27 protein-coding genes, 1 tRNA gene and 1 other annotated feature are annotated in these 24,650 nt (G+C 60.3%); of the genes, 7 read left to right on the top strand and 21 right to left on the bottom strand.

From position 1 onward, the window contains the following. Positions 1–7 precede the first annotated feature (7 nt). The 19 genes from hcp to GWQ29_RS05020 all read right to left on the bottom strand — a co-directional run bounded on the left by hcp (position 8) and on the right by GWQ29_RS05020 (position 15,880). On the bottom strand, positions 8–1,657 hold the full coding sequence (hcp, locus tag GWQ29_RS05110) for a hydroxylamine reductase (protein ID WP_275918889.1): 1,650 nt from the start codon (positions 1,655–1,657) through the stop codon (positions 8–10). Between the two features lie 218 nt (positions 1,658–1,875). Beyond that, entirely contained in the window at positions 1,876–2,343 is a 468-nt protein-coding gene (locus tag GWQ29_RS05105; protein ID WP_275918888.1) for a Dps family protein, read from the bottom strand. A 131-nt stretch (positions 2,344–2,474) separates the two neighbouring features. Then, positions 2,475–3,017 (bottom strand): DUF3833 domain-containing protein, encoded by a 543-nt coding sequence (locus GWQ29_RS05100; protein ID WP_192896222.1) that lies wholly within the window; start codon positions 3,015–3,017, stop codon positions 2,475–2,477. A gap of 14 nt (positions 3,018–3,031) precedes the next feature. Further along, positions 3,032–3,574, bottom strand: a complete 543-nt coding sequence (locus tag GWQ29_RS05095; RefSeq protein WP_275918887.1) for a chalcone isomerase family protein — start codon at positions 3,572–3,574, stop codon at positions 3,032–3,034. Further along, positions 3,531–3,749 (bottom strand): TIGR02450 family Trp-rich protein, encoded by a 219-nt coding sequence (locus tag GWQ29_RS05090; protein WP_021140946.1) that lies wholly within the window; start codon positions 3,747–3,749, stop codon positions 3,531–3,533. The genes GWQ29_RS05095 and GWQ29_RS05090 overlap by 44 nt, the downstream gene beginning before the upstream one ends. Further along, a complete protein-coding gene (locus GWQ29_RS05085) occupies positions 3,746–4,225 on the bottom strand; it encodes a DUF2878 domain-containing protein (protein ID WP_275918886.1) in 480 nt (159 codons plus the stop codon). The genes GWQ29_RS05090 and GWQ29_RS05085 overlap by 4 nt, the downstream gene beginning before the upstream one ends. 2 nt (positions 4,226–4,227) lie before the next feature. Then, positions 4,228–5,484, bottom strand: coding sequence for a cyclopropane-fatty-acyl-phospholipid synthase family protein (locus GWQ29_RS05080; protein WP_234593174.1), 1,257 nt, complete (start codon positions 5,482–5,484; stop codon positions 4,228–4,230). A 121-nt stretch (positions 5,485–5,605) separates the two neighbouring features. Continuing rightward, complete coding sequence (locus GWQ29_RS05075) at positions 5,606–6,358, bottom strand: DUF1365 domain-containing protein (protein ID WP_275909042.1); 753 nt, start codon at positions 6,356–6,358, stop codon at positions 5,606–5,608. After that, positions 6,355–7,614 (bottom strand): FAD-dependent oxidoreductase, encoded by a 1,260-nt coding sequence (locus GWQ29_RS05070; protein ID WP_275918885.1) that lies wholly within the window; start codon positions 7,612–7,614, stop codon positions 6,355–6,357. The genes GWQ29_RS05075 and GWQ29_RS05070 overlap by 4 nt, the downstream gene beginning before the upstream one ends. Then, positions 7,611–8,345 (bottom strand): SDR family NAD(P)-dependent oxidoreductase, encoded by a 735-nt coding sequence (locus tag GWQ29_RS05065; RefSeq protein ID WP_275906455.1) that lies wholly within the window; start codon positions 8,343–8,345, stop codon positions 7,611–7,613. Before GWQ29_RS05065 ends, GWQ29_RS05070 begins: the two co-directional genes overlap by 4 nt. Continuing rightward, positions 8,342–8,770 (bottom strand): nuclear transport factor 2 family protein, encoded by a 429-nt coding sequence (locus tag GWQ29_RS05060; RefSeq protein WP_021140940.1) that lies wholly within the window; start codon positions 8,768–8,770, stop codon positions 8,342–8,344. The genes GWQ29_RS05065 and GWQ29_RS05060 overlap by 4 nt, the downstream gene beginning before the upstream one ends. Before the next feature lies 1 nt (position 8,771). Further along, positions 8,772–10,193: a deoxyribodipyrimidine photo-lyase gene (phrB, locus tag GWQ29_RS05055; RefSeq protein ID WP_275909044.1), complete on the bottom strand. Its 1,422-nt coding sequence runs from the start codon at positions 10,191–10,193 to the stop codon at positions 8,772–8,774. Continuing rightward, entirely contained in the window at positions 10,190–11,092 is a 903-nt protein-coding gene (locus GWQ29_RS05050; RefSeq protein WP_275906457.1) for a MerR family transcriptional regulator, read from the bottom strand. The genes phrB and GWQ29_RS05050 overlap by 4 nt, the downstream gene beginning before the upstream one ends. 372 nt (positions 11,093–11,464) lie before the next feature. Further along, a complete protein-coding gene (locus GWQ29_RS05045; RefSeq protein WP_059167975.1) occupies positions 11,465–12,409 on the bottom strand; it encodes a DUF523 and DUF1722 domain-containing protein in 945 nt (314 codons plus the stop codon). A 174-nt stretch (positions 12,410–12,583) separates the two neighbouring features. Then, positions 12,584–13,213 carry an outer membrane beta-barrel protein gene (locus GWQ29_RS05040; RefSeq protein ID WP_087756313.1) on the bottom strand — a complete coding sequence of 210 codons (630 nt, stop codon included), beginning with the start codon at positions 13,211–13,213 and terminating at the stop codon, positions 12,584–12,586. A gap of 189 nt (positions 13,214–13,402) precedes the next feature. Next, a complete protein-coding gene (locus tag GWQ29_RS05035) occupies positions 13,403–13,951 on the bottom strand; it encodes a DUF3157 family protein (RefSeq protein WP_275918884.1) in 549 nt (182 codons plus the stop codon). A 105-nt stretch (positions 13,952–14,056) separates the two neighbouring features. Further along, positions 14,057–14,929: a hypothetical protein gene (locus GWQ29_RS05030; protein WP_234595732.1), complete on the bottom strand. Its 873-nt coding sequence runs from the start codon at positions 14,927–14,929 to the stop codon at positions 14,057–14,059. 44 nt (positions 14,930–14,973) lie between these two features. Next, complete coding sequence (locus GWQ29_RS05025; RefSeq protein WP_005311907.1) at positions 14,974–15,252, bottom strand: DUF6482 family protein; 279 nt, start codon at positions 15,250–15,252, stop codon at positions 14,974–14,976. A 31-nt stretch (positions 15,253–15,283) separates the two neighbouring features. After that, positions 15,284–15,880 (bottom strand): HAD family phosphatase, encoded by a 597-nt coding sequence (locus GWQ29_RS05020; RefSeq protein ID WP_275918883.1) that lies wholly within the window; start codon positions 15,878–15,880, stop codon positions 15,284–15,286. A 170-nt stretch (positions 15,881–16,050) separates the two neighbouring features. Then, positions 16,051–16,173 (top strand) — a sequence feature (Phe leader region). 38 nt (positions 16,174–16,211) lie between these two features. Here GWQ29_RS05020 and pheA point away from each other — a divergent pair. Then, positions 16,212–17,384, top strand: coding sequence for a prephenate dehydratase (pheA, locus tag GWQ29_RS05015; RefSeq protein WP_265461599.1), 1,173 nt, complete (start codon positions 16,212–16,214; stop codon positions 17,382–17,384). 68 nt (positions 17,385–17,452) lie between these two features. Here the strand turns inward: pheA and GWQ29_RS05010 are convergent, their stop codons facing one another. Next, positions 17,453–17,878 carry an LPP20 family lipoprotein gene (locus tag GWQ29_RS05010; RefSeq protein ID WP_021140532.1) on the bottom strand — a complete coding sequence of 142 codons (426 nt, stop codon included), beginning with the start codon at positions 17,876–17,878 and terminating at the stop codon, positions 17,453–17,455. 16 nt (positions 17,879–17,894) lie between these two features. Next, on the bottom strand, positions 17,895–18,515 hold the full coding sequence (locus GWQ29_RS05005; protein ID WP_005311899.1) for a FlgO family outer membrane protein: 621 nt from the start codon (positions 18,513–18,515) through the stop codon (positions 17,895–17,897). 194 nt (positions 18,516–18,709) lie between these two features. Here GWQ29_RS05005 and GWQ29_RS05000 point away from each other — a divergent pair, with 194 nt between their 5' ends. From GWQ29_RS05000 to GWQ29_RS04975, 6 genes are all read left to right on the top strand, one after another. Continuing rightward, positions 18,710–19,864, top strand: a complete 1,155-nt coding sequence (locus tag GWQ29_RS05000; RefSeq protein WP_125606212.1) for a flagellar assembly protein FlgT — start codon at positions 18,710–18,712, stop codon at positions 19,862–19,864. Positions 19,865–19,914: 50 nt separating this feature from the next. Further along, positions 19,915–19,991 (top strand) — tRNA-Arg (locus GWQ29_RS04995). A gap of 264 nt (positions 19,992–20,255) precedes the next feature. Next, positions 20,256–21,314 carry a PQQ-dependent sugar dehydrogenase gene (locus GWQ29_RS04990; protein ID WP_275918882.1) on the top strand — a complete coding sequence of 353 codons (1,059 nt, stop codon included), beginning with the start codon at positions 20,256–20,258 and terminating at the stop codon, positions 21,312–21,314. A gap of 20 nt (positions 21,315–21,334) precedes the next feature. Further along, positions 21,335–21,460, top strand: coding sequence for an entericidin A/B family lipoprotein (locus tag GWQ29_RS04985; protein ID WP_021140529.1), 126 nt, complete (start codon positions 21,335–21,337; stop codon positions 21,458–21,460). A gap of 100 nt (positions 21,461–21,560) precedes the next feature. Beyond that, entirely contained in the window at positions 21,561–22,463 is a 903-nt protein-coding gene (locus GWQ29_RS04980; protein ID WP_275918881.1) for a DMT family transporter, read from the top strand. 95 nt (positions 22,464–22,558) lie between these two features. Continuing rightward, entirely contained in the window at positions 22,559–24,502 is a 1,944-nt protein-coding gene (locus tag GWQ29_RS04975) for a methyl-accepting chemotaxis protein (protein ID WP_275918880.1), read from the top strand. Positions 24,503–24,650: the final 148 nt, after the last annotated feature.

The following is a 24,650-nucleotide window of genomic DNA, read 5'->3' as shown; positions in this document are numbered from 1 at the left end:
ACCGGATTCAGGCAGCCAGGATCTCGGCGAGATCTGCTTCGGCCGTGGTGGTCCCTTTCAGGCCAAACTGCTCCTCCAACACCTTGAGCAGGGCCGGGGTCAGGAAGGCCGGTGCGGTCGGGCCGGTGCGAATGTCTTTCACACCGAGCGCCAGCAGGGTGAGCAGAATGACGATGGCCTTCTGTTCGAACCAGGAGAGCACCAGGGTCAACGGCAGGTCATTGACGCCACACTCGAACGCCTCAGAGAGCGCCAGCGCCAGCTGGATGGCAGAGTAGGCATCGTTGCACTGACCCACGTCCAGCAAACGGGGAATGCCACCTATGTTGCCAAAATCGAGCTTGTTGAACTTGTACTTGCCGCAGCCCAGGGTGAGCAGCAGGCTGTCTTTGGGGGCGGCCTTGGCAAACTCGGTGAAATAGGCGCGCTCGGCCTTGTCGCCATCGCAACCGCCCACCAGGAAAAAGTGGCTGATTTCACCCGCTTTCACCTTCTCAATCACTGCCGGGGCAGCCTGCATCAGGGCATTGCGGGCAAAGCCGATGGTGATGAAGTGCTCGAGCTCTGTGTGCTTGAAACCGTCCAGCGACAAGGCTTTTGCCACCACGGCGGAGAAATCGTCCCCTTCGAGGTGCGTCACGCCCGGCCAGCCGACGATGGAGCGGGTGAAGATGCGGTCGCTATAGTCGCCCACGTTGGGATCTATGATGCAGTTGGAGGTCATCACAACGGCACCGGGGAAGTTGGCAAACTCCTTCTGCTGGTTTTGCCAGGCGGAGCCGTAATTGCCCACCAGGTGCGGGTACTGCTTGAAGAAGGGGTAGGCCAGCGCCGGCAACATCTCGCCGTGGGTGTAGACATGGATGCCAGTGCCTGTGGTCTGCTCCAGGATCAGCTTGAGATCCACCATGTCGTGACCGGAGACCAGGATGCACTTGCCCGGCACCGGTGTGACGCGCACTTGGGTCGGCTCGGGGTGGCCAAACGCCGTGGTTTCGCCCAGATCCAGCATCTCCATGACACGGAAGTTGAGCAGACCAATCTCCATGGCGCATTTGAACAGGGGATCCAGCTCGCTCGGGTCAGTGCTGAGCCAGCTCATGATGCGATGAAACTCGGCGGCTACCTCGCTATCCTGCTGACCCAGTACCCGGGCATGTTCCATGTAGGCGGCAGCCCCCTTGAGGCCGTAGAGGCAGAGCAGACGCAACCCCATGATGTCTTCGTGCACCTCGCTCTTGCCGCTATTGACCGCGGTTTGCGGCGCATGGGCCAGCTGGGTGAGCAGCTCGTCACCCGGCTCGAAACCGGCGGCCTCGGGCAAGCCGGTGACTTGCACCGCCAGTGCTGTCAGACGGTCGGCCAGCTGCTGACGATGAGCCAGCGCCTGGTTGACATAGGAAACAATGCGGGCGGAGTCGAAGTTGACGTTGGTGAGGGTGGCGAAGAAGGCCTTGGGCACGAAGGCATCGATCTCGTTGTCGATGACGCCATGTTCGCGGGCGGCCAGCGCCCAGGCGCTGAGGCCCTGCAGCGCATAGATCAGCACATCCTGCAGATCCGAGGTTTCGGCCGTCTTGCCGCACATGCCTTGTGCATAAGCACAACCATTGCCTGCCGGGGTACGAATTGTCTGTTCACATTGCACACAAAACATCATGCCTCTCCTAATTGGACATTTCAGTTACTTGTTTTGTGGCGATTCTATGCCCCTCGCCAAAAACTTAATAGGCATTCAATTTGACAATTAAGTTTTCATTGATGCAGATCAAAAACAAAAAAGCCGCCCAAACAGGGCGGCAAGCGGGTGGATAAAAGGAGAGACAACTCAGGTTTACAACAAAGGTTTACAACAAAACTCACATCAACAAGCGGTCAGGCCAGATAGGCGCGCAGCATCCAGACCAGTTTTTCCTGCTGCTGCACATAGTCGGAGAGGATGGATGCCGTCCCCTCGTCACCGGCCTCAGCGGCTTGTCCCAGGATCCGGCGTTGTGCGACCAGCAGCTCGCGGAAGCTCTCAAGCAGGGATTCGACACAGGCACGACCGTCATGCAGCCCCTTCTGCTCCGGGATGGCAGAGACTTTCAGGTAGTCGCTGAAACTGTGCATGGGTACCCCATCCAGGGTGAGGATGCGCTCAGCCAAGGCATCGACCTTCAGCAGCAGATCGTTATAGATCTCTTCAAATTTCAGGTGCAGTTCGAAGAACTGGTTGCCGCGGATATTCCAGTGGAAGCCACGGACGTTCATGTAGAGGATCTGGTAGCTGGCCAGCAACTTGTTCAGCTCGGTGGCCAGGGCTTGTGATTGAACGGTATCAAGACCAATCGGACTTTTCATGTTTCACCTCCAGATTTGACGACGGAGCCAGATTAACGCCATTCAGACTCAAGAGGTAATCGTTGCTACCTGAGTGATTGATAGGGAATGGCTATCGCCTGGTGTGACAACCCGCTGATTATCCAGATTTATCACCCTTGGATGCGTTCGATATAGAGGATCACCTCGCCCAGATGAATGCCGAACTTGCTGATCTCGGCCCGATTGATCAGGCGATCTTCATCCAGCAGGTACATCCAGTCATCAAAGCTCACCCTCACCACCTGCTCATCTGGCAGTACCAGATCGAGCTGATAGCGCCAGTTGAGAGCAAAACCTTCCGTCTTGCCTACCGCCTCCCCCACTACGTCGGATGCGGTACCGCGCCAGTGACCATCGGCCCCCTTGCTCAAAAACCAGGTCCGGGTCTGCTGACGGCCGTCATCAAAGTAGAACTGCTCAAACAGTTCGCCCTTGCCATCCTGCCAGCGCCCCACCATCTCGACCCGAAAGCGACTGGTCACTTCGCCGCTGCGGTCTGTCACCAGGCCATGAGCCACCAGTTTGCCATTGAAGAAACGGGCGAGATCCCAGTTCGGCCCCTGACCGCGATAGTCATCCAAACTGGCACCACAGCCAGTGAGCAACAGGAGTGGCAACAAGAGCAGAAAACGACAGCAACGATAGAAAGACATTGAGTACTCCAGCATCAGAGTTGGCCGCGCAGGCGGCGGGTAAGGGCAGGATCGCGACTGTTGTCGGCAAGCCAGATGGCCAGAAAGGCGACCGCAAATTGTGGATCAGGAAGAGTGCCGAGGGGTTTGTCCTGCCACCAAAAGTGGCCAATACCGGCTTCATCCACATAGAAGGTCAGTGTGTCCCCCGCCGCCACATCGGGCCAGAAGACTGCCAGTTGCCCAAGCCACTGCTGGCGCTGCGTCTCGCTGCCAAGCCCCAGCCGTTGCCACTCCTCTGCGGTGGCGGTCAGCAGGTCATCCCGGTCGATATCTCTGGCGTAGGTGAGGGTCAGTGCCTGTGGATAGTGGCCCGGCTGATAGCGGCCACTCTGGCTGTAGAGGGTGGCATCATAGAGTTTGAACCAGAGCCAGTTCATCTCCCCCTGTCCGACCGGACGCAGCTGTTGCCAGGGGGCGGCAGATGCCTGTGCAGAGGGTGCCATCATAGCGCCAAGCGCGGCAATCAGGAGGCTAATTCCACCCCATGTGCCAATGCGCGGGATCTTCCAGTTCATGCCAATCCATCTCCTGTTCCAGCAAGGTGTTGATATCCTGCATCACCACGCGCGCCAGTCGCCCCTGCGCATCACGCTGGCAGGCAACCACCAGATAATAACGCTCGGTCAGCTCGTGCTGGCTCTCTTTGGTCCACTTGGAAAACAACAAGGCGTCGGTCGAAAAGGTGTTCATCTTGATTCACCCTCAAGCTTGACCGTTACCCACAGGAGTACGGGTAACCACCACATCCAGATCACCGCCAATAGTGCTGTGCTGATCCAGATGCCCCAGGGTAAGTGTACTGCGCCCATGGCCGCTCCCGCCACATAGGAGGAGGCGCCACCCGCCATGCCAAACAGCGCTTGCTGCCAGCGAGGCAAGGGGCGCAACCAGCGCAGTCCATGGCTGAGGCTCAAGGCAAATCCCAGCCACAGCAGCACCAGCCAGAGAGGAAAGCCGGCCGGGAATTGAAACAGCCCCAGTTGCCAGAGCAGGCCATCGAGCAGACAGCCAGCCAGAGCCACCGGCAATAGCCACAGATCCCCCTTGCGGCTTGGAGAGAAGATGAAGTGGAGCAGCAGCAGCAGCAGCAGCGGACCCGGCTGCTGCCATTTCACCGCCAGCAGCCAGTAGAGGTTGAACCCCAGCAGATGGGCCCACTGCCACATGGTCAGTGACCGCTCACTGGCACATCACCGCGCCAGCCCGTTGGTCCTGGTTTGGCCGCCTCCAGCTGGACCAGACTGATGGCCCGCTCCCAGAAGCCCCCCTCGCAATAGGCGAAATAGAAGTGCCACAACCGGATGAAATCCTGGCTGTAACCCAGCTTGGGCAGCTCGGGGGCCAGCGCCAGAAAGCGCTCGCACCAGTGCGCCAGGGTACGGGCATAGTGATGACCGTGATCGTGCAGCCGCACCAGCTGCATGTCGGTCTCGCGGGCAATCAGTCCCGCCATCTGGGAGACACTCGGCAGGCAGCCGCCCGGAAAGATGTAACGCTGGATGAAGTCGACACTGCGCACATACTGGGCGTGGCGCTGATCGGCAATGGTGATGGCCTGAATAAGCAGGCGGCCACCGGGTTTGAGCAAACGTGACAACTGGCGGAAGTAATCGGGCAGGAAGGCGTGGCCCACCGCCTCTATCATCTCGATGGAGACCAGTTTGTCGAAGGTCCCCTCCAGTTTGCGATAATCCTCCAGCAGCAAGGTGATGCGATCTCCGAGTCCCTCCCGCTCGATCCACTCGCGCGCATAGTCATGCTGGGCCTGGGAGATGGTCGTCGTGGTCACCCGGCAGCCATAGTGACGGGCCGCATAAATGGCCAGCCCGCCCCAGCCTGTGCCTATCTCCAGCAGGTGATCGTCCGGCCTCAGCTCAAGGCGCTCGCAGATGGTATGCAGCTTGGCCTGTTGTGCCTCCTCCAGAGTGGACTCTGTCCCCGGATAGATGGCACTCGAATACTGCATATGGCTGTCGAGAAAACCTCGATAAAGGGTATTGCCCAGGTCGTAGTGGGCGGCGATGTTGGATCGTGAACCTGTCAGGGTATTGCGATTGAGCCAGTGGCGCGCCTTGTTGAAGGGGAAACTCAGCCAACTGAGCCGCCGCTCCAGGCTGTCGAGCAGTGTCATGTTGCGGGCCAGCAAGCGTACCAGCGCCACCGGATCCGGGCTGGTCCAGAGCCCTTCTACCCAGGTTTCACCGGCGGCAATGCTGCCTCCCAGCAACAAGCGGCGATAGAAGGCCGGATCCTTTACCACCACTTCGGCGTGCAGGTCAGTGCCAGCCACCCCGAAACTATGACGATCGCTGCCGTCCCGCAGCAGCAGTTGACCGTGCTCGAGACGCCCCAGCAGCTTGAGCAGCAGTTGCCTTGCGCCTTTATCGATGAAAGAGGCCGAACTTGTTGATTGCACCAGTTCCATTAGCGAGTCTCCGGATGGCTGAAGAATAAGTGGCAGAGAGTCTGAATTGAATCTGCTTCATGAATTGAGCTGGCCTCCGGATAAGAAATTGAGGCTGCGGAAGTGGATTGTATCTGCTCCATTAGCGCGTCTCCGGATGGCTGAAAATAGGTGTTCGTTTGATAAAAAGACGCAGGGCCTGCCAGTAGATACCGAGCAGCACCTTCAGGGTCATCCAGGGCCAGCGAGCGAGCAGCGCCATCAGTCCCTTGCGGGACAGGGGCTCGCGGCTCAGCGCCAGGGTGGCGTCAAACAACTTGGCCTCGCCGGACTGGGGATGACTCTCTATGTGGATCAATGTCTCCTGCTCCGGTGGGCGAATGCGCCAGTGGTAGCGCATGGCCAGCCCCATAAACGGGGAGACGTGAAAATCCTTGTCGTGGGGCGTCAGCGCCGCCAGATCCAGCAGGTAATAGTGACGCTCATTCCAGGGGGTGTTCGACACCTCGGCCAGCAGGTAACGCGCCTCACCCTGCCGGTAGCAGAAGTAGAAGTTGACCGGGCTGAAGTAAAAGCCCATGCAGCGTACATTGCCGAGCAGCAGCACTCGCCCGTCCTGCTCGGCTGTGCCCCCCAGCTCTGCCACCTTGTGCCACACCGCCTGCTTGAGGCTCCCCTCGCTGCCTTTGAGATAGTCTTTGCGATGAAAGGAGAGCAACCCGGCCCGCTCCACGCCAAACCAGCGCCCCTGGCTGAGGCTCGGCAGCTCGTCCAGATCCAGCCCCAACATGAAGAGGCTGTAGGAGAAGGCGTGGGCCCTGGGTGCGAAGCGGCGATGTCGCACAGAGCCCTGCCAGATGGCACTGACTGTCTGAGCCATGGTGACAGCACTCATAGCTCGGCTCCGAAGCGTCTGGCGACGTCCAGGGCGCTGCGCACCCCGTCTTCATGAAAACCGTTGTACCAGTAGGCACCGCAAAAGTGGGTGTGATGCTGACCACAGATCTCCAGACGTGCCTGCTGCGCCTGGATGGATGCCTGATTGAACACAGGGTGGTGATAAACGAAGCGGCGCAGCACCTTGCTCTCGTCCACCTTTCCTTTGGGATTGAGGCTGACGCAGAAGGGCTGCGGTGAGTTCACCCCCTGCAATATGTTCATGTTGTAGCTCACCAGCGGCCGCGCCTCGTCGTCCCCGTCCAGCTGATAGTTCCAGCTGGCCCAGGCCTTGCGGCGAGTGGGCAAACAGCTGACATCGGTATGGAGCCAGACATCGTTGGCCTGATAGGCCATGTCGCCCAGAATCGCCTGCTCCCGCTCGCTGACATCCTGCAACAGAGCCAGCGCCTGATCGCTGTGGCAGGCGAGGATCACCTCGTCAAACTGCTCCTCGCCATAGCTGCTTTGGATCAGCACCCCCTCGGCCAGGCGCCGGATCCCCTGCACTGGGCAGGCGAGGCGGATCTGCTGTTGCCAACCTGCGGTCAGCGGGCCTATGTACTCCCGCGAGCCGCCGGGGATCACGTACCACTGAGGGCGATTGGCCACATCGAGCAGGCCATGGTTGGCAAAAAAACGCAGGAAAAAGCCAAGGGGAAAGGCGCGCATGTCCGCCAGGGTGGATGACCAGATGGCCGCCCCCATGGGCAGAATGTAATGGCGGGCGAAGTAGTCACTGAAATCCCCCACCTGCAAGAAATCCCCGAGAGTCAGCTCAGGACTATCTTGCTGCCGTTGACTGTCGGCCAGCCAGGCGCGCGCTTCCCGGTTGAAACGCAGGATCTCGGCGACGAAGCGGTAAAAACTAGGGCTCAGCAAATTGCTGCGCTGGGCAAACAGGGTATCCAGGTTGTGGCCGTTGTACTCGAGCCCCTCCGGGCTTTTCACCGAAAAGCTCATCTCGGCGTCCTGGCGCGCCACGCCGATCCGCTCCAGCAATTTAAGGAAATTGGGATAGGTGCGATCGTTGAATACGATAAAGCCGGTGTCGATGGCATAGCTGCGGCCACCCTGGCTCACATCGACGGTCGCAGTGTGGCCGCCCAGCGTGGGCGCGGCCTCAAACAGGGTAACGTCGTGCAACCTGTGCAGCAGAAAACCGGCGGTGAGGCCCGAGATACCCGAGCCGACGATGGCAATCTTTTTCTTCATGAATGGCGTCCTTTCGAAACAAGCGAGCTGCCAAGGCGCAGCCACAACCACACCGGCAGTGCCCCCAGCGCGCGCAGCAGCCAGATAAAGCGGCTGGGGAAGTGGATCTGATGCCGACCCGCAGCAAGCCCGGTCATGATGACCCGGGAGGCCTGCTCCACCGGCACCAGACAAGGCATGGGAAAATCATTCTTGGCGGTAAGCGGCGTCTGTACAAAACCGGGACGGATCAGGGTCACCGCGATTCCCCTGGCCTTGAGATCGAGTCGCAAGGTGGCAGCCAGATAGTCGAGTGCCGCCTTGGAGGCGCCATAGGCTTCGGCCCTTGGCAGCGGCAACCAGCTCACCGACGAGCTGACGATGGCAAGCCGCGCCCCCTCGCCAAGCAGCGGCAAAAAGGCGGCAAGAGCATGGCCGGTAGCGATGAGATTGGTCTCGATCACCCTGGCAAACAGCTCGCCGTCAAAGCCGTCCGCCACATCCATGTATTCGCAGTTGCCGGCATTGAGGATCAGCAGATCAAGGGGTGGCAAGCTGGCCGCCACCTCTGCCATGGCAACCGCATCCCGTGCATCGAACTGCAAGGGGGTGATGCCGTCCCGGGCCAACTGCGCCAGCCGCTCGCCATCGCGACCACAACCCCATACCTGCCAGCCCGCCTGCCGGTAATCCATCGCCAACTGGCGACCCAGCCCGGAGCTGGCACCCGTGATCAACACTCGTCCGCTCATGATCCCAACCTCCCCTTGATGGTGCGCACCAGGGCGCCCAGCAGCGGCAACTGCTCGTAGAGCATGGCGCCGAGATCGAAGTAGTCGCGATGCAGACACACCTTGTCTGCGTCGTCGAACTCAAGCCGGGTGGCCCCCTCAACCCTCACCGGCTGACCCGCAGCCAGTCTTGGGTGAGAGAAGGTCATGACCCAGCTGATCCAGGCCTCACGACCCTGTTGCTGCTGGCTGGTTATCTCGAAGCGGCAATAAGCGAGGCGCTGGTACATGGCAGCAAAGTAGTCGGTGAGCGCGGCCAGCCCGTCGATGCGGTGCGCCGGATCGATGAAGATCACCTGTTCGGCATAAACCTCTGGCAAGCGGTGCAGTTGCTGCTTGTCCAGTTGCTGGTAAAGGGCAATAAAGCGGGCCAGCGGCTCCTTCATCCTATTTCTCCAGATTTCGAAACATCTCGATGGCTCTCACCCGAGCAAGGGCGTGATCCACCATGGGTGCCGGATACCCCCTTCCTCCTTTGAGTCGCAACCAGTCATGGGGCTGATGCACGTAGGCGGCGGGAATATCGGCCAGTTCAGTTACCCAGGTACGGATAAAGTCTCCTTGTGGATCAAATCGTTGCCCCTGAGTGGTGGGATTGAACACCCGAAAATAGGGGGCCGCATCGGCACCTGTGCCTGCGGCCCATTGCCAGCCACCGTTGTTGGCCGCCAGATCCCCGTCAATCAGCTGGCTCATGAAGTAATCTTCCCCGAGGCGCCAGTGGATATGCAGATCCTTGGTGAGGAAACTCGCCACTATCATCCGCAACCGGTTGTGCATCCAGCCGGTGGCATTGAGGCAGCGCATGGCCGCATCGACGATGGGATAACCGGTACGTCCCTCGCACCAGGCGGCAAAGGCCACGGGATCCCAGCTCCAGGGCAGAGCAGCGGTCTCGGGTTTGAAGGGCAGGTTCATGGAGAGGGTTGGCACCAACACCAGCAAATGACGATAAAATTCGCGCCAGACAAGTTCGTTGAGCCAGACGAAACCGGGTTCTGCCTTGGATTGAGGCCGGTGGCCGAGCCGTTGTTGCAGCGCCCCGACGCACTGACGCGGACTTATGATGCCGGCGGCCAGATAAGGCGAGAGGATGGAGGTGCCCGCCTGCGCCGGAAAATCCCGGGTCTCCCCATAGTCAAGCACCGCCTGTTCCAGAAAGGCGTGCAGACGGCGCTGAGCTTCCGCCTCTCCCACTGGCCAGCGGGGATCCGGCGTTACTTCGCCGAGCGCCCCATAACTCCATTCCCTCGCGGCCAGCGGTTGCCACGGCAGCGGCTCGGCGCGCGGAGCGGGGGCGCGATGAATGACGAAGCCATCCTCCTCCAGCGCCTTGAGCCAGGCACGGCTGAAGGGGGTGAACACCTTGAACATCTCCCCTGACCCGGTCAGCACCCGTCCCGGTGGAAGCACGCAGCAGCCGTTGAACCAGTGGCAGCTCACCTCCTGTTCGGCCAGCATGGCGCTGACGGCCAGGTCGCGGCGCTGCTCGTCGATCTCGATGGCCTGATTGGCATACAGCTGGCTAACACCCAGCTCGCGGCTGAGGCTCGCCAACGCCGTTGGCATCTCGGCAAAGGTCTCCACTCGCAGCAGATGGAGCGGGATACCGAGCGCCGCCAGCGCCCTGCCCAGCTCATCCACCTGCGCCAGCAGAAACTGCTGACGGATAGGGGCCATCTTGTGCTGCTGCCACTGGGTCGGAGAGATGACAAACAGGGCGGCCACCTCTCCCGCCTCGGCGCAAGCGTGTCGCAAAGCCGGATTGTCGGCGAGGCGCAAGTCATTGCGAAACCAGACCAGCTTCATGATGCCTTCCTCCCGCGACTGCGCTTGCCCTGGACTGGCGTCTCTGCCGACTGTGCAGCCAGCCAGTCGGCAAGGGTGGGCTGCCACCCCTGGGTCGCCAGCCACTGGGCGTCATAGAGACTGCCCAGCTCACCAAACAGACAAGTACCATCGGGCCAGCTGGCGGTCATCAGCTCCTGCTTGCCAAGTCCGGCACCCAGCAACACCAGCCAGGGCGTCATGGCACGTCCTTCGAGCAAGGTGGCCAGCCTGGGCTCGACGGCCCCCAGCAGTTGCACCTCATAACCCTGGCTTACCAGCTCATAGGCGCTCCAGACCAAGTCGAGGGGACCAAGCTGCCCCCAGCTTGCGAGGGTAACCGGGCGTCCCTTCTCTTGTTCGATGAGGTGGCGAGCGAAGCGGGTATGGAGCCAGCCCAGCCAGACCTGTTGCAGCAGCTCGCCATCGGGCCGCTCACGCCACAGGCCGAGCAGTTGATCCACCAAGGGTTGCAGCACCCGGCTGCGCACCAGCTCGAACGGGTAGCTCGCCAGCAGTTCGTTAAGCTGCGCTTCGACCTTGCGCTGATTGAAACCAAGTACAGCCTGGCTGATCTGCTCCAGGGTCTGCTGCCAGTGATCGCTGACCAGCTGGGTCTGAGGCTCACTCAACAGTCCCTTGACCTGACCTATGCTCACCCCCCGCTCCAGCCAGCTCAGGATCTCGCCGATCTGGCGAATATCCTGCTCGCTGTAGAGGCGGTGCCCCTTCTCGGTACGGGCCGGTTGCACCAGACCATAGCGGCGCTGCCAGGCACGCAGGGTGACGGGGTTGACACCGGTCAGGCGGGAAACGTCGCGGATGGGATAGATCCCCTCATCCGGCTGGGTGACATCATCTTGTTTGGGTAGGTCAGACATAACGACTTCCATTCAATCTATGGGGCGCCCCGGCCCAAGGGGCCGGGGTCGCAAAACAGGGATCAGAGCCCGTAACGAAGCTTGAGCGTATCGGGATGCAGGTCGGGATAGACCTGCTCGACCATACCAAGCCGCACTTTCAGAGCCCGTAGCGAAGCTTGAGCGTATCGGGGTGCAGGTCGGGATAGACCTGCTCGACCATACCAAGCCGCACTTTCAGAGCCCGTAGCGCAGCTTGAGCGTATCGGGATGCAGGTCGGGATAGACCTGCTCGACCATACCAAGCCGCACTTTCAGAGCCCGGAACGAAGCTTGAGCGTATCGGGATGCAGGTCGGGATAGAGACCTGCTCGACCATACCAAGCTGCACTTTCAGAGCCCGTAACGAAGCTTGAGCGTATCGGGATGAGGATTGAGATAAACCTGCCCGGACAGATAGGGATTGGGGTATTCGCGCAGGTAGTGGCGGATCAGGGTCAACGGCACCAGCAGCGGGAAAATGCCGGTGCGGTACTTGTCGATGGTCTCGGCCAGCTCCTGCTTCTGGGAAGGAGTCAAGACCCGCTTGAAGTAGCCCTGCAGGTGCATGAGCACATTGGTGTGGCTGCGGCGATTGGCTCTCAGGGTCAGCGCTGTCATCAGCCCCTTGATATAACTGTCGGCCACCTCCTGCAAGTTGGCCTTGCCAAGGTTGCCAAGCAGTTTGCCCAGCGCCCGATAGTGGGTAGTGGCGTGAGAGAGCACCAGATACTTGTAGCGGGAGTGGAACCGGATCAGCGCCGCGGCCGTCAGCCCCTGGGCGCAGAGTTGCTGCCAGTCGTGGTAGGCGAAGACCCGCAGCACGAAATTTTCCCGCAGTATGGGATCGCACAGCCGACCGTCTTCCTCCACCGGCAGCAGGGGATTGGCTTCCATCAACGCCTTGGCGAACAGGCCAATTCCCTCCTTGGCACTCCCCTCGTTGTTGGCGCCATAGATACGCACCCGCTCCATGCCACAACTGGGTGACTTGGCGCAGAGGATATAGCCGGAGATGAAGTCAAGCTGGCGAGCCTTCTGCTCGCTGAAGGCGATCAGCTGTTCGGTGACATCGAAGCTGCCGTTGCTCGCCTCGGCGCGTATTTCGCCGTTGCGCTTGACCAGCCGGATGGCGGCGCGGGGCGATCCCAGACCGATGGCCATCTCGGGACAGACGGGGTGATAGTCAAAGTGAGCGCCAAGATCCCGTTCGCAGAAACTGGAGCGCTTGTGGCCCCCATCGAACCGCACTTCCTGTCCCAGCAAGCAGGCACTGATACCGACTTTAATCTTGTACATATTGGCGCTCCTTGTATAAGCCTTGATTCAGTTATAGCAGTTATACAAAAGAATGGAAGCTGTATAACTATTGCGGACTGAATACGGCGCAAGGGCGACATCTGGATCACCAGAAACCAAAAAGCCCATGACTGACGTCATGGGCAAGCAATCAAGACACTGCGGGAGGGAAGATCAGAAGCTGTACTTCACACCCAGGCTGGAGATGGAACCTTTTTGCAGATCCCAGTTGCGATAGGTGTAGTCGGCGGTGAGGGCCAGGTTCTGGCTCACCTTGTAGGCGGCGCCCACTTTGAAGTCCTGCATGTCGTCGGTCATGTTGGCGTAACGGTAGCCGGTGGAGAGCTCGACGGCGCCAATGTCATAGCGCAGGCCCACTTCACCATACATGCTGCCGCTGTTCTTGCGGTTGATGTTGTCCCAGCCAGTGTTGTTCACGTTGGCAGCCTGCTGGCGCTCCATGCTGTAGCCCATCAGACCCGCTTCACCGTACAGGTTCAGACCTGTGCTGAGCGGGGTGTAGACACCCAGACCCAGGCTGGAGATGCCCATGCTGTCATTGCCGTCGTTGCGGGAGGTGTATTCACTGCCCATGCGGCCATAGAAATTGGAACCGAAGCTCTTGGAGACGTCCAGGTTCAGACCACCGAAGTCGCGGTTGTTGCTGTCTTTGCCACCGATGTAGTCGGATTTGGTGTGGGCCCAGGTCAGGCCGCCCTTGGCGTAGCTGAAGGCATCCTGTGCCAGAGCGGAAGTAGAAGCGAAACCGGCCAGAACCAGAACAGAAAGTGCAACTTTTTTCATTTTGATGACTCCTCGTGTTGAGCTAGCTGAGACCTAGCTGGAATGGAGTCATTGTGCCGAGGGGCGTGCAGAATGCCGAGCGGCAAGCTGTTGCCAAATCATGTCAGATGTAAGCAACTGTTGCTGGCGGTTACCGGGTTAACAATTGAACTGAAACAGGCTCCGTTATGGAGCCTGTTTGGCAAGGGTTTAGCGAAACTCCACTTCCTCAATCTCGACCCGCACCAGGGGGTTGCCGGTCAGGCCGGCCGGGCGCGGCATCTCGAGCACCAGGGAGGGACGCTGCTGCCCCTTGCGCAGATAGGATTCCGGCAGACGGTTCTCACCGACCCAGAAACGGGCCTCCTGTCTGGCCAGCTGCGCACCCTGTTCGCTGAACAGGGTGACAGTGCCGCGCACCCGTACCACGCTGCGGGTGCCGGTGTTGCTCACCGTGAATTGCAGCAGCAAGGGATCCGAGCCCTCAACCTTGTCGAGCTTGACGCCGATGCCGTCCTTGACCGCCTGAGCCAGCAGGTCCGGATTGGTCATCGCCTGCTCGGTCAGCACAGGCACGGCCACCGCGCCCGTGGCCCTCTCGCCGCTCGTCGTCGGCTTGATCAGCAGATATTCCCAGGTGAAGTCATCGTTGAGCTGCACCTGGCGGCCATCCGGCAGGGTCACCTGGGTCATGGGGGCGGCCTGAGCCAGCAGGGGGGACAGGCAGAGGGCAACCAGCAGGCGGGACAAGGGTTTCATAGGGTGATGGCTCGGCGTCGATGGAAAAGGGCGTCAGTATAAAGAGTCGGCTCCGGCTTGCCTATGACACGACTCACGTTCTTGTCCTCTGCCGTGGCGCTCGTCTCAGCGCAGAGACTCCTGTCGATCCTCTTCCTGCACCATGTCCAGGGTCACCAAATCGAACTCTGTGCTCTTGAGGGCATTGAGGATATCCGGTTGCAGATCAAAGGCCTGAGCACGAAGCTTCGGTGGCACTCTCACCCGCGCCAGCGTGGTCGCCTGATCGGAGAGGGTATGAAAGAACACCTGCGCCTCCTCCAACCCCATGTCGGCCAGCATCTGCTCCGCCATGTCCACCATCCGCAGATGATGCTTGTCCACCAGCTCGGGATCGGAGAAGCGGCGGCTCAAGCAGCCATAGGCACTCTTGCCCCAGCGCCCCAGTTGCCGCTTGTTGAAACCATAGCGAAAATCCCTGTGGGTCATGCCCTGCTCGGCAAACAGCCAGAGAGTGTTGGCCGGCAGGCTGCCAAAACGACGCAGGTACTCCTGTTGCTCCTCGACCGGTGCGGGCAACAGCATGGGCAGATGGCTCCAGTCGGTTTCCTGCGCCATGAGGTGGCAGATATAGCGCACAGGGTCGATGACCTCGTTGAGGTGACGCAGGTGATCGCAGAAGATCATCTCGTCGGTCTTGATGACGATCTGCTCGATACCGTAGCGCTGGCAGTAGCGCTTGGCCCGCGCTATCTCCTTGCGGTGGCGGGTCGGGCTGTCCAGGGTGATGGCCCGGATCCGGACGCCGCTGGCACGGCACAAATCCATGCTGTAGCAGGATTCCAGTCGGCCAGAAAAGGAGACCACCAGCTCGCCGTAACTGGCCAGGGTCTCGATAAGTGACTGTTCCCTGGTCTGAAAGGTCTGATCGTATCCTCGATTCAGCACAACTATATTGGCAGCCATAACGACAGCACCGGATGATGAATTGGCGGCCATTGTGCCGGTGCAATCCTGAATACACCCTTAAAAAACAAGTTTAATCAGAATTTAATTATAATTTCATGACAATTATCTTCATTTTCATCTTGGATGGAGTCATAAATCCGCAGTTTCGCCTGGTGCACTCTATGTGCTCGCAAAAAGCCTTCGGCCTGTTCGAGGGAGCCGAATGTCAGCCGTGCCCCCTCACTGTCGGTGAGACATTGCATCTCGCCATCCACATCGACGCAGAGCTGGTAACCGCTGCCATCCTTGCAGGCAATCAGCAAGCCAGCATCCGGATAGTGACTCAACCAATTGCGAAACCGGCCATGCTCCATGACTTCTCCTCGAGCATTCCTTACAGTCAACTCAACCGGGCAGATAGCCCAGCGATACCAGCTGCTGACGACAGCTATACGCATCGGTAAACACCACGCCCCTGATCCCCAGCGCTTCGGCAGCGGCCACATTGGCGGGGCTGTCATCGATAAACAGACACTCATCGGCCTTCAAATCAAACGACACCAGCAGGTAGCGGTAAATATCCGGCTCCGGCTTTATCATCCGCACCCGCGCCGATACCACCTTGCCGCTGAAGAAGCGCCAGAATAGCTGCTGCTCCAGCCAGTCGATGCTGGCATGGCCCATGTTGGAGAGCGCATAGAGAGTGTGGCCTGCGCCATGTAGCTCGGCTATCAGGGTCAGCATAGCGGGATCCGGCAAGAGCGAAGCGGGCACAGCCTGCAAAATGGCCAGATTCTCTGCCGCTGACAAACCTGTACGCTCCTGCGCCTGACGGGCCATGGTATGCAGTGACAGCGTGCCCCTGTCCACTTCCAACCAGTCCGGGTGGTTGAACAGCCGCTCCGCCAACGCCTCAGCGCCGTCCGGCCCCCTGACCGAGCGCACTATGGCCACAGGATCCCAACTCACCACCACCCGCCCCAGATCGAAAATAATCGCCATGTTCACTTCCTCCATATGCCTCTGCCACCAGGCTGACAGTGCCAATCCAGCTCTTTAGCGCCCCGGCCAGCGCCAGCAAATACCCTGCTCTGTTCGCACCCCACGGGCAAGTTTTACTTGCATCCCGGGTCCAAATCCCTTAATGGTTATGACGATATTTTCAGGACAAGACCCATGCACGCACCATTCTTCTTTGCTTTCTCGTTTATCCGGCCCACATGAGGGAAGGCCCTGTCGTCGCGTGAACAGCAACCAAAGACGAATCGAGCCTCCCCTAGTGGAGGCTTTTTTTTGCAGCTACAACAATCGATTACTTGGATAGGGAACAATCATGGCTACGCTCGACGAGATCAGACAAGACATCACCCGGTTGGATCAGGAGCTGCTTGCCCTGCTGGCCAAGCGCAAGACTCTCAGTATCGAGGTCGCCCGTGCCAAGCAGGCCAATCCCCGTCCCATTCGCGATACCCAGCGCGAGCAAAACTTGCTGGTCGCCCTGATCCAGCAGGGCCGGCTGCTGGGGCTGGATGCCCAGTACATCACCCGCATCTACCACACCATCATCGAAGATTCGGTGCTCTCCCAGCAGGCCTATCTGCAGAGCCTGCTCAACCCGGAGCAGCAGGAGCCCATGACCAGCGTCGCCTATCTAGGCCCGCGCGGCTCCTACTCCAGCCTGGCGGCCCGCAAGTATCTGGCCCGCTACAAGGATCAGGTGATAGAGGTGAATTGCCAGAACTTCCGCGAGGTGCTGGATGCGGTGGAGTCAGGGCGCGCCGCCTTTGGCGTCTTGCCCATCGAGAACACCAGCTCGGGCTCCATCAACGAGGTGTATGACGTGATGCAGCACACCAGCCTCTCCATCGTCGGTGAGCTGACCTATCCCATAGAGCACTGCATCCTCACCGCAGTGCCGACAGAGCTGGGTCGCATCAAGACTTTCTACGCCCATCCCCAGGTGTTCCAGCAGTGCTCCTACTACCTCAGCAAGCTGGAAGGGGCGCGCCACGAGATCTGCGATTCTTCTTCCAGCGCCATGATGAAGGTGAAAGAGCTGGCCAGCCCCGATGCCGCCGCCATCGGCAGCGCAGCCGGCGGTGAGCTCTATGGCCTGAACGTGCTGGCCGAACAGCTCGCCAACCAGAAGGAGAACTACAGCCGCTTCATCGTTGTGGCGCGCAAACCCATCGACGTAGCGCCGCAAATTCCGGCCAAGACCACCCTCATCATGTCCACCTCCCAGAAACCGGGCTCCCTGGTGGAGGCGCTGCTGGTGCTGCGCAACAACGAGATCAACATGACCAAGCTTGAATCCCGGCCGGTACAGGGCAACCCCTGGGAAGAGATGTTCTATCTGGATGTCTCCGCCAACCTGCAGACGCCGGCCATGCAAGCCGCATTGATCGAGCTGACCAAGCTCACCCGCTACATCAAGGTGCTTGGCTGCTACCCGAGCGAAGACGTCAAGCCGACCACAGTGCCGCCGGTCCTGATGGGCAACTGACAGTACCAGCAAACAAAAAGGCGAACATCATGTTCGCCTTTTTGTTTTTACCTCAGCTCGGCACGCCGTCAGAACTGACCCGCCATCAACTGGTTGATGTTGTAGAGGGCACGGGTATCGAGCTCCATCTCGGTGGCATAGGTATTGCCACGGGGATAGGAGGCCACCACCCGGGCGCCGCGCACCATGCCGGCCACGGACACATCCAGCGAATTGGAGGTCTGGGTCAGGTCCTTGTAGCTGCTCTGCCCCCGCACCTGCTGGCCATTAAGCTGTTCAGCCAGCTCGCGGTAGGCATCCATCTTGGAGGCCCGGATGGCTTGCAGCATCTTCTCAGACTGGGACGGGCCGGGCTGTATATCGATCACCGCATAGCCGACCGCCTTGAGCACCGGGAAGTCATCGGGCTTGTTGTTGCCACCGTAGTTGACCACCCGATTGCCACTGCATGCGGTCAGCAGCAGGGCCAGCAGGCATCCAAACAGGATTTTCATTGTGCTCACTCCTATATCAGGGCGTCAGGTTGACCAGATGGCCGCCGGGACGCGCCTGACTATCGCGCATCAGATAACCACGGTTGATGGAGGCCCGGCCGAACGAATTGTTGGCGCCAAACAGGTATTTTTGCGGTATCAGGCTCTGGGCTGTGGTCTCCACCATCTTGGTCCGCAGATCTATGATGCGGGCATTGACCAGGATCCCCTTGCCATTGCGGCTGAAGGTGCCGGTCAGGATGCGGGAGATGGGCAGACGGGGGGAAAGGTCCTTGTAATTGCGGCTCATCACGAAGTCACCCTGAGGGGTTACCTTGATGCTGCCGGTCATCTTGAAGTCCACCACCACTTCCCCACGGCGGTTCAGCTCGTAAATAAAGCTCTCCTCAATCTGCTGCCCCATCCAGTTGGTGTCCTGCAGGGTATCGAGATCGACGAAAGAGGAGACAGCGATGGGCTCGGTCAGGGTCGTGAGCGACTTGCGCTCCATCAGCTGATCGGTCATGCGGGCCACCAGCCAGTTGAGCTCCATGCCAGCAGCGGCCTGGCGAGGGTCACCCTGATCCCGGTTGATGGGGTCGGAACTACAGCTGGTCAGGGCCAGCGCAAGGGCCAACGCCGTGATGAGTTTGTTCATGGATACCTTTCCTGTATCTGCACCTGATTCGTTATCGGTTCGACCGGCCAAAGCTTGAGTCAGGAATGAGGCATGAATCTTGCTTTTGATTTGCAGTGTGCTGTGCAACTGACACGGTTCTGTGGTCTGTATCGGCCGGCGCCGTCACTTCGACAGGAGTGAATGCGCCGACCCGCATATTCAAGGTGTTTGTCATGAAATTACCGCTGCTGTTAATCCTGCTGCTGGCCAGCCTGTCAGCCCGGGCCGAGCTTATCGAAGCCCAGGGCAGTGCCGCCATTTTGGGGGGCGACGAGGCCTATGCCCGTGAGCAGGCGACCCGCGACGCCCTGCGCCAGGCCCTGCTGGCGAGCGGCGCTGCCGTCTCCAGCATACAGCGCCTAGAAAACGGCAGCCTGCGCTCCGAGCAGATCCAGATCCGCTCCGGTGGCGACATTCGCCAGTACCGGCTCAAGCGGGAAGAGGTGCGCAACGGCCGCATGTACATCACGGTACAGGCCGATATCCAGGCCGAACGCCAGATATGCCAGACCCAGCATTACGCCAAGGATTTGACACTGGTCAGGCTGCGGCTGCGCTATCCGGATCAGGCTAGCTACGGCGCCCTCGACGACATGCCTGCCAACCTGTCACGCCGTATGTTCGAGACCCTGGCCAACGCACCGCAAGGCGTGGCAGCCCGTCAGTGGCTGGACGAGAACCTGCGCATCGACCCGCTCCACCTGCAACAGGGGGATCGCAGCGCTCTGGAGGAGATCAAGGCCCTCAGCCTGCGCACCGACAGCCAGTATCTGGTGCTCGGCAGCATAGACGACCTCTCCCTCGAGCCTCAGGGCAACCAGCTGACCAGCTGGTATGAAGACCCCATCCGCAATTTTCGCATGCAGCTCTACCTGTTCGATGGCATCAACGGCAGCCTGATCAGCCGCAAGGAGTATCAGGGGCGTGCCAACTGGACCTTCGGCAAGCGGGACCAGGTCGGCAGCAGCAGCGGCCAGTTCTGGCAGTCGAGCTATGGCCAGGAGGTGAATTATCAGTTGCAGGAAGCGGCGCAGGATCTGGTCGCCCAGCTCAACTGCGCCCCGGTTACCGCCCGGGTGATAGGTCAGAACGAGCGGGGCCCCCACATCAATCTCGGCCGACGCAACGGCGTCAGGCTGGGGGATCAGTACCGCATCCAGCACAGCGCCGACTTCATCGATCCTTACGGCAAATCCCGCATGATGCGCAACCCGGCCGACGGCCTGTTCGAAGTGGTACAGGTATTCGAGGATGGCGCCATCATCAGCAGCCAGAACAAATATTCACCGTTTAACATCCAGATCGGGGATTTGGCAGTATTGGAATAAGAATCAAGGGTTTAAAAGGGAGCGGCTTCTTGTATAATGCCCGCCACAAAGCTCCCGTAGCTCAGTAGGATAGAGCGGTCCCCTCCTAAGGGACAGGCCACTGGTTCGACTCCAGTCGGGAGCACCATATAAAACAAGGGGTTAGCATCATCATGGTGCTAACCCCTTGTTGTATGAACTCTTCATCGTTAACCCAAAAGCGCAAACCTTTCACTCCCCTTCTTCGTCAACACACACCAGACATCTGACAGACACTCCCTAATTCCGGCTCGTACAGGGGCGCATTGCTTCTGATTCTTCTGTCACGTCTCTCTATACTTCAGCGATCTTCAGCGATATTGACCCAATCCGGAAACTTGTATTTCGACCGCTCACTGTAGAGGAGGCCCACATGTTCAGGCTGCTGGTAGTGTTGCTCTGTCTGATAGCGCCTGTCCGGGCCATCACCCTGATCCCGCTGGTCGAGGGGCTTTCCCATCCCTGGGGCCTGGTGCTGTTGCCGGGCGGGGAGTTTCTGATCAGCGAACGGACAGGCCGTTTGCTGCGCATCGACCCGCAAGGGAAGCGCCATCCGGTGCTGGGACTGCCGCCCATCGCCAGCGCCGGCCAGGGGGGATTGCTCGATCTGGCCCAGGACAAGGAGGGCTGGATCTATCTGAGCTACAGCGAACCGGGTCAGGGCGGTGCAGGCACGGCAGTGGCCCGTGCCAGATTGCAAGATGACCGGCTACACCAGTGGCAACTGCTGTTTCGCCAGCAGCCGAAAATGGGCGGGAGTGCCCACTTTGGTTCCAGGCTGCTGACGGGGGACGATGGCTACCTCTATATCACGCTGGGAGATCGCTATCGGGGGCGAGATCAGGCCCAGTCCCTCGATAACCACCTGGGCAAGACCATACGCCTGCATCTCGATGGCCGGGTACCACAAGACAACCCCTTTGTGCAGCAAGCCGGGGCCCTGCCCGAGATCTGGAGTCTGGGTCATCGCAACATGCAGGGGGCTGCCCTGCACCCCGTCACAGGCCAGTTCTGGGCCCACGAACACGGTCCCCAGGGCGGCGATGAGGTCAACCTGATCCAGCCCGGCCGCAACTATGGCTGGCCCAGCGTAAGTTTTGGCGAAGAGTATGGCGGCGGCAAAATTGGTTCGGGCACTGCGGCCCCCGGCATGGTGCCGCCGAAGTGGATCTGGGTCCCCTCCATCGCCCCCTCCGGCATGACGTTTTATCAAGGCACCCTGTTCAAGGCGTGGCAGGGAGACCTGCTGGTCGGTGCCTTGCGGGGTCAGGCCCTGTTGCGCCTGAAGATGGAGGGAGACAAGATAGTCTCGCAAGAGCGTTTGCTGACCGAGCTGGGTGCCAGGATCCGCACCGTCAAGGAAGGACCGGATGGCGCCATCTATCTGCTAACCGATGCCCCTGACGGACGCTTGCTGAAACTGATGCCCTAGCTCACCCGGGAGGAGACAAGATGAAACAGATGAAATATGGGCTGCTGCTCTGCTGCGCCCTCTTGATGGGCTGCAACACCGTCAGTGGTGTCGGCAGGGATATCGAAAAAGCGGGGGAAGTGATCCAGCGCTCAGCCAGTAAATAGTCGACAACCAGACCAAAACAGGGATGGTCAGGAGGGAGGGTCGGTCTGCTAGACTGGCCCTCTTTTTATCCATCTTATTCATCTTGCAAAGGAGTGTTGGATGTCGGGTTCTTCGTGGTGGGACAAGTCCACCGGCCTTGCGCTGTTGACCATACTGCTGTGGGCCTCGCTGGCGGCGCTCACCTCCCGGGTCACCAGCGTGTCGCCACTGGTGCTGGTGGGCCTGGTGCTGTTTTTCTGTGGCGTCGGCGCCCTGCCGTTCTGGCGCCAGTGGCGGGCCCGTCCGGTCAGCTGGCTGGTGACCATCACAGCGCTGCTGCTCTATCACCTGCTGCTGTTCATGAGCTTTCGGCACGCCCCCGTGCTGGAGGCGAACCTCATCAACTACCTCTGGCCCCTGTTCATCATACTGTTCACCCCCTTGCTGCTGCCCGGTCACCCGCTGCACAGCCGTCACTTGCTGGCCGGCGCGCTCGGTCTGGCCGGATCCGTACTGGTGATGGTCAACGGCGAGTTGCAACTGCAGGTCGCCTATCTGCCGGGCTACCTGCTGGCACTGGGTGCCGCCATCATCTGGGGGGCCTATTCGGTGCTCTCCCGCCGTCTGCCACCTGCACCGGCCGTGGTGACGGCGGCGGCCTGCCTGCCCGCCGGGCTACTGGCGTTGCTGCTCGCCTGGTGGCTGGAAGGGCCGCTGCCCATTGCGCAGATCCCCGCCGACGACTGGTGGCTCATCGTCGGGCTCGCCCTCGGCCCCATGGGTGCGGCCTTCGTTACCTGGTATCTGGCATTGCGGGACGGGGATCCGCGCCGTATCGGAGCGCTTGCCTACCTGACACCGCTACTGAGCACACTGTTGCTGGTGCTGCTCAACGGAGAGGAGCTGACTTCCCGCCATCTGCTGGCCGGTGCCTTCATCATGGGTGGGGCCCTGCTTGGCATGCTGGGCAAGTCACCTGCGGTCCGCAAGCAGGAGGAGCCCGCAGCATCATCATTGTCATGACTTCGCAGTCATGAACCGGATGTCATAAAAACGCCATCTTTCCTGCTTAAGCTCACGGCGACTTCCAGTCCCCTGGCTCAAGCAGGAATTCTGACGTGAAAATTGCCCACTATGCCTCCCTCTCCTCCCTGGTACTGCTGCTGGTCGCTGGCGTACAGGTCGGCGCCCTGTTTCATGGCTGGCAACAGCTGGATCAGGCCGAGCAAGCCCAGCATCAACATGAACGGCTGCAACAACGGCTGACCGATACCCTGCAAGGCACCTTGCGCGACTACCTGAGCAGCGGCGATCCCCTGCGCCTGGCCGAAGCCCAGACGGTGCGCCAGCTGGCGCTCGGCCAACTGGCACAGCAGGACGAGCAGCTGACAGCCCCGCTGCGCGCCCTGCTCGAGAAGATGGGAGAGCGCATCGATGGCGATTATCTGGCGGCAGGCAAGCTCTCTGGCAACAGCCAGTGGCTGTTGCAAAATGCCGAGAACGAACTGACCACCCAGGCCAGGGCACTGCTGCGCTACGGCCAGCAGGGAGCCATGGATCCGGGTACGGATCAGGCCAGTGCCGAGGCTTACCGCAAAGGGGCGGCCGATCTGCTGGCTGCCCTGCCGGGGCTGGGCCACCTGCGCCAGAACTACATGGAGCAGGCCAGCCCCAAACTGCTGGAGGGGCTGCAATTCGAGCTCGCCGCCTTGCAAAAACAGGCTGAGCAACTGGCCGCCCTACCGCCGCTTGGGCTGTTTGAGGCCCCCCCCGTCGACGAGTTCACCCTGGGCGAGCCGGTGCGCAAAGAGCTCGGCGCCCAGCCGCGCAGCGAACTGCTCTCCCTGCTCAAGCGCTATCCGCAAGAGCTGGAAAACAGCCGCAAGGCGCTGCAACAACAACAGACGGCCCACCAGGCAGTGCAACAGGACATCACTCGCATGCTGCAAGCAAGCGGGGAGATGGGAGAGCAGCTCACCGCCGGGCGGCAGGCCGTCAACCAGGAGCTGGCTCTCATCCTCGGCAGTCTGGCGCTCTGTCTGGTACTGGTCGCCCTGCTGTTTGCACTGGTGCAGCGTCGCTGGCTGGTCAAACCGCTGCTGCGGCTGCGCGGTGCGTTTCTGCAACTTGACGAAACAGGCCAGGCCGAAACCCTGCCACCGGGGCGCGAGCGCAACGAACTCAGCGACATAGTCGAGAGCTACAACCGGCTCATCGTTCGCCTGCAACTGGATCAGCAGCAGAAAGAGGGCCAACTGTCGGCGGTCTCATTGAGCCTGCAGGGCATGGTCAATCAGGTCGAAGAGATCCACCACAGCACCCGCACGACCGAGCAGGCGGTGGACGAGAGCGACCTGATGATGAGCGAGTTGAACCAGCTGGCCGGCGAGGTCCATCAGGTGGCCGCCGAGATAGCACAGCATGCCCAGCACAACGAACACTCCATGAGCCAGAGCGAGCTGCTGGTAGGGGGCATGTTGCAGGCCACCGCCCAGACCGGGCTTGCCATCGATGAAAGCGACATCGCCCTGACCCAGCTCAAGCGTTCGGTGGATGACGTCACCGCCATCGTCGACGTGATCGGCCACATCGCCCAGCAAACCAACCTGCTGGCACTCAATGCGGCCATCGAAGCGGCCAGAGCGGGCGAGCAGGGGCGCGGTTTTGCGGTGGTGGCAGACGAGGTACGCCACCTCTCCGCCGATACCCAGCGCTCCCTTGGCCAAATCACCGAGATCCTGGTGCGACTCACCCAATCCGGCGATCAACTCGGCACTGTGCTGGCGCGGATCACCACAGAAGCAGCCGCCCAGCGCCAGCAGGCGGAGCAGTTGCGCCAGACCACACAGGCGGTGAGAGAGATGGCGCGCAGCACAGCCGTCATCGCCCTGCAAGGGGCGGACAATGCCAAGAGCCAGGAGCACAAGCTGGCCAGCTTCGCCGACCTGATTGCTCGCATCAGCCAGCATGCCCGCCAGGGCAGCCGGCTCTCGGTTCAGGTGTCTGAACACATCCATCATCAAGCCAGCCAGATCCCCCGTATTCTCGGCCATCAGGCCTGAATCAGCCGCTGGACTCCCCTCCCAAACGCCCTGTCCCTGCGTCCCGACGTGGGGGCATATCTTTTTTTGTGCCACAAAATTATCTGTTGCATACAGGTTAACGAAAAAAGTTATGCTCCTTGTAAGAGATCCGCCCTCATCGGCAGGT

Origin of the sequence: Aeromonas sp. 2HA2, from assembly GCF_029237345.1 — a bacterium.
Lineage (GTDB): Bacteria > Pseudomonadota > Gammaproteobacteria > Enterobacterales > Aeromonadaceae > Aeromonas > Aeromonas salmonicida.
Note: the sequence above shows the minus strand (reverse complement) of the source record. Positions and strands in the feature narration are given on the sequence as shown.

Coding starts and splice junctions, on each gene's coding strand:
- pheA (WP_265461599.1), top strand. CDS start 16,212: ATGGCTACGCTCGACGAGATCAGACAAGACATCACCCGGTTGGATCAG.
- hcp (WP_275918889.1), bottom strand. CDS start 1,657: ATGTTTTGTGTGCAATGTGAACAGACAATTCGTACCCCGGCAGGCAAT.
- GWQ29_RS05070 (WP_275918885.1), bottom strand. CDS start 7,614: ATGAAGAAAAAGATTGCCATCGTCGGCTCGGGTATCTCGGGCCTCACC.
- GWQ29_RS05030 (WP_234595732.1), bottom strand. CDS start 14,929: ATGGCCGCCAATTCATCATCCGGTGCTGTCGTTATGGCTGCCAATATA.
- GWQ29_RS05100 (WP_192896222.1), bottom strand. CDS start 3,017: ATGTCTTTCTATCGTTGCTGTCGTTTTCTGCTCTTGTTGCCACTCCTG.
- GWQ29_RS05065 (WP_275906455.1), bottom strand. CDS start 8,345: ATGAGCGGACGAGTGTTGATCACGGGTGCCAGCTCCGGGCTGGGTCGC.
- GWQ29_RS05000 (WP_125606212.1), top strand. CDS start 18,710: ATGAAATTACCGCTGCTGTTAATCCTGCTGCTGGCCAGCCTGTCAGCC.
- GWQ29_RS04985 (WP_021140529.1), top strand. CDS start 21,335: ATGAAACAGATGAAATATGGGCTGCTGCTCTGCTGCGCCCTCTTGATG.
- GWQ29_RS05020 (WP_275918883.1), bottom strand. CDS start 15,880: ATGGCGATTATTTTCGATCTGGGGCGGGTGGTGGTGAGTTGGGATCCT.
- GWQ29_RS05035 (WP_275918884.1), bottom strand. CDS start 13,951: ATGAAACCCTTGTCCCGCCTGCTGGTTGCCCTCTGCCTGTCCCCCCTG.
- GWQ29_RS05005 (WP_005311899.1), bottom strand. CDS start 18,515: ATGAACAAACTCATCACGGCGTTGGCCCTTGCGCTGGCCCTGACCAGC.
- GWQ29_RS05080 (WP_234593174.1), bottom strand. CDS start 5,484: ATGGAACTGGTGCAATCAACAAGTTCGGCCTCTTTCATCGATAAAGGC.
- GWQ29_RS05090 (WP_021140946.1), bottom strand. CDS start 3,749: ATGAACACCTTTTCGACCGACGCCTTGTTGTTTTCCAAGTGGACCAAA.
- GWQ29_RS05095 (WP_275918887.1), bottom strand. CDS start 3,574: ATGAACTGGAAGATCCCGCGCATTGGCACATGGGGTGGAATTAGCCTC.
- phrB (WP_275909044.1), bottom strand. CDS start 10,193: ATGAAGCTGGTCTGGTTTCGCAATGACTTGCGCCTCGCCGACAATCCG.
- GWQ29_RS05105 (WP_275918888.1), bottom strand. CDS start 2,343: ATGAAAAGTCCGATTGGTCTTGATACCGTTCAATCACAAGCCCTGGCC.
- GWQ29_RS05085 (WP_275918886.1), bottom strand. CDS start 4,225: ATGTGGCAGTGGGCCCATCTGCTGGGGTTCAACCTCTACTGGCTGCTG.
- GWQ29_RS05010 (WP_021140532.1), bottom strand. CDS start 17,878: ATGAAAATCCTGTTTGGATGCCTGCTGGCCCTGCTGCTGACCGCATGC.
- GWQ29_RS05060 (WP_021140940.1), bottom strand. CDS start 8,770: ATGAAGGAGCCGCTGGCCCGCTTTATTGCCCTTTACCAGCAACTGGAC.
- GWQ29_RS05075 (WP_275909042.1), bottom strand. CDS start 6,358: ATGAGTGCTGTCACCATGGCTCAGACAGTCAGTGCCATCTGGCAGGGC.
- GWQ29_RS04990 (WP_275918882.1), top strand. CDS start 20,256: ATGTTCAGGCTGCTGGTAGTGTTGCTCTGTCTGATAGCGCCTGTCCGG.
- GWQ29_RS05025 (WP_005311907.1), bottom strand. CDS start 15,252: ATGGAGCATGGCCGGTTTCGCAATTGGTTGAGTCACTATCCGGATGCT.
- GWQ29_RS05045 (WP_059167975.1), bottom strand. CDS start 12,409: ATGTACAAGATTAAAGTCGGTATCAGTGCCTGCTTGCTGGGACAGGAA.
- GWQ29_RS05050 (WP_275906457.1), bottom strand. CDS start 11,092: ATGTCTGACCTACCCAAACAAGATGATGTCACCCAGCCGGATGAGGGG.
- GWQ29_RS04980 (WP_275918881.1), top strand. CDS start 21,561: ATGTCGGGTTCTTCGTGGTGGGACAAGTCCACCGGCCTTGCGCTGTTG.
- GWQ29_RS05040 (WP_087756313.1), bottom strand. CDS start 13,213: ATGAAAAAAGTTGCACTTTCTGTTCTGGTTCTGGCCGGTTTCGCTTCT.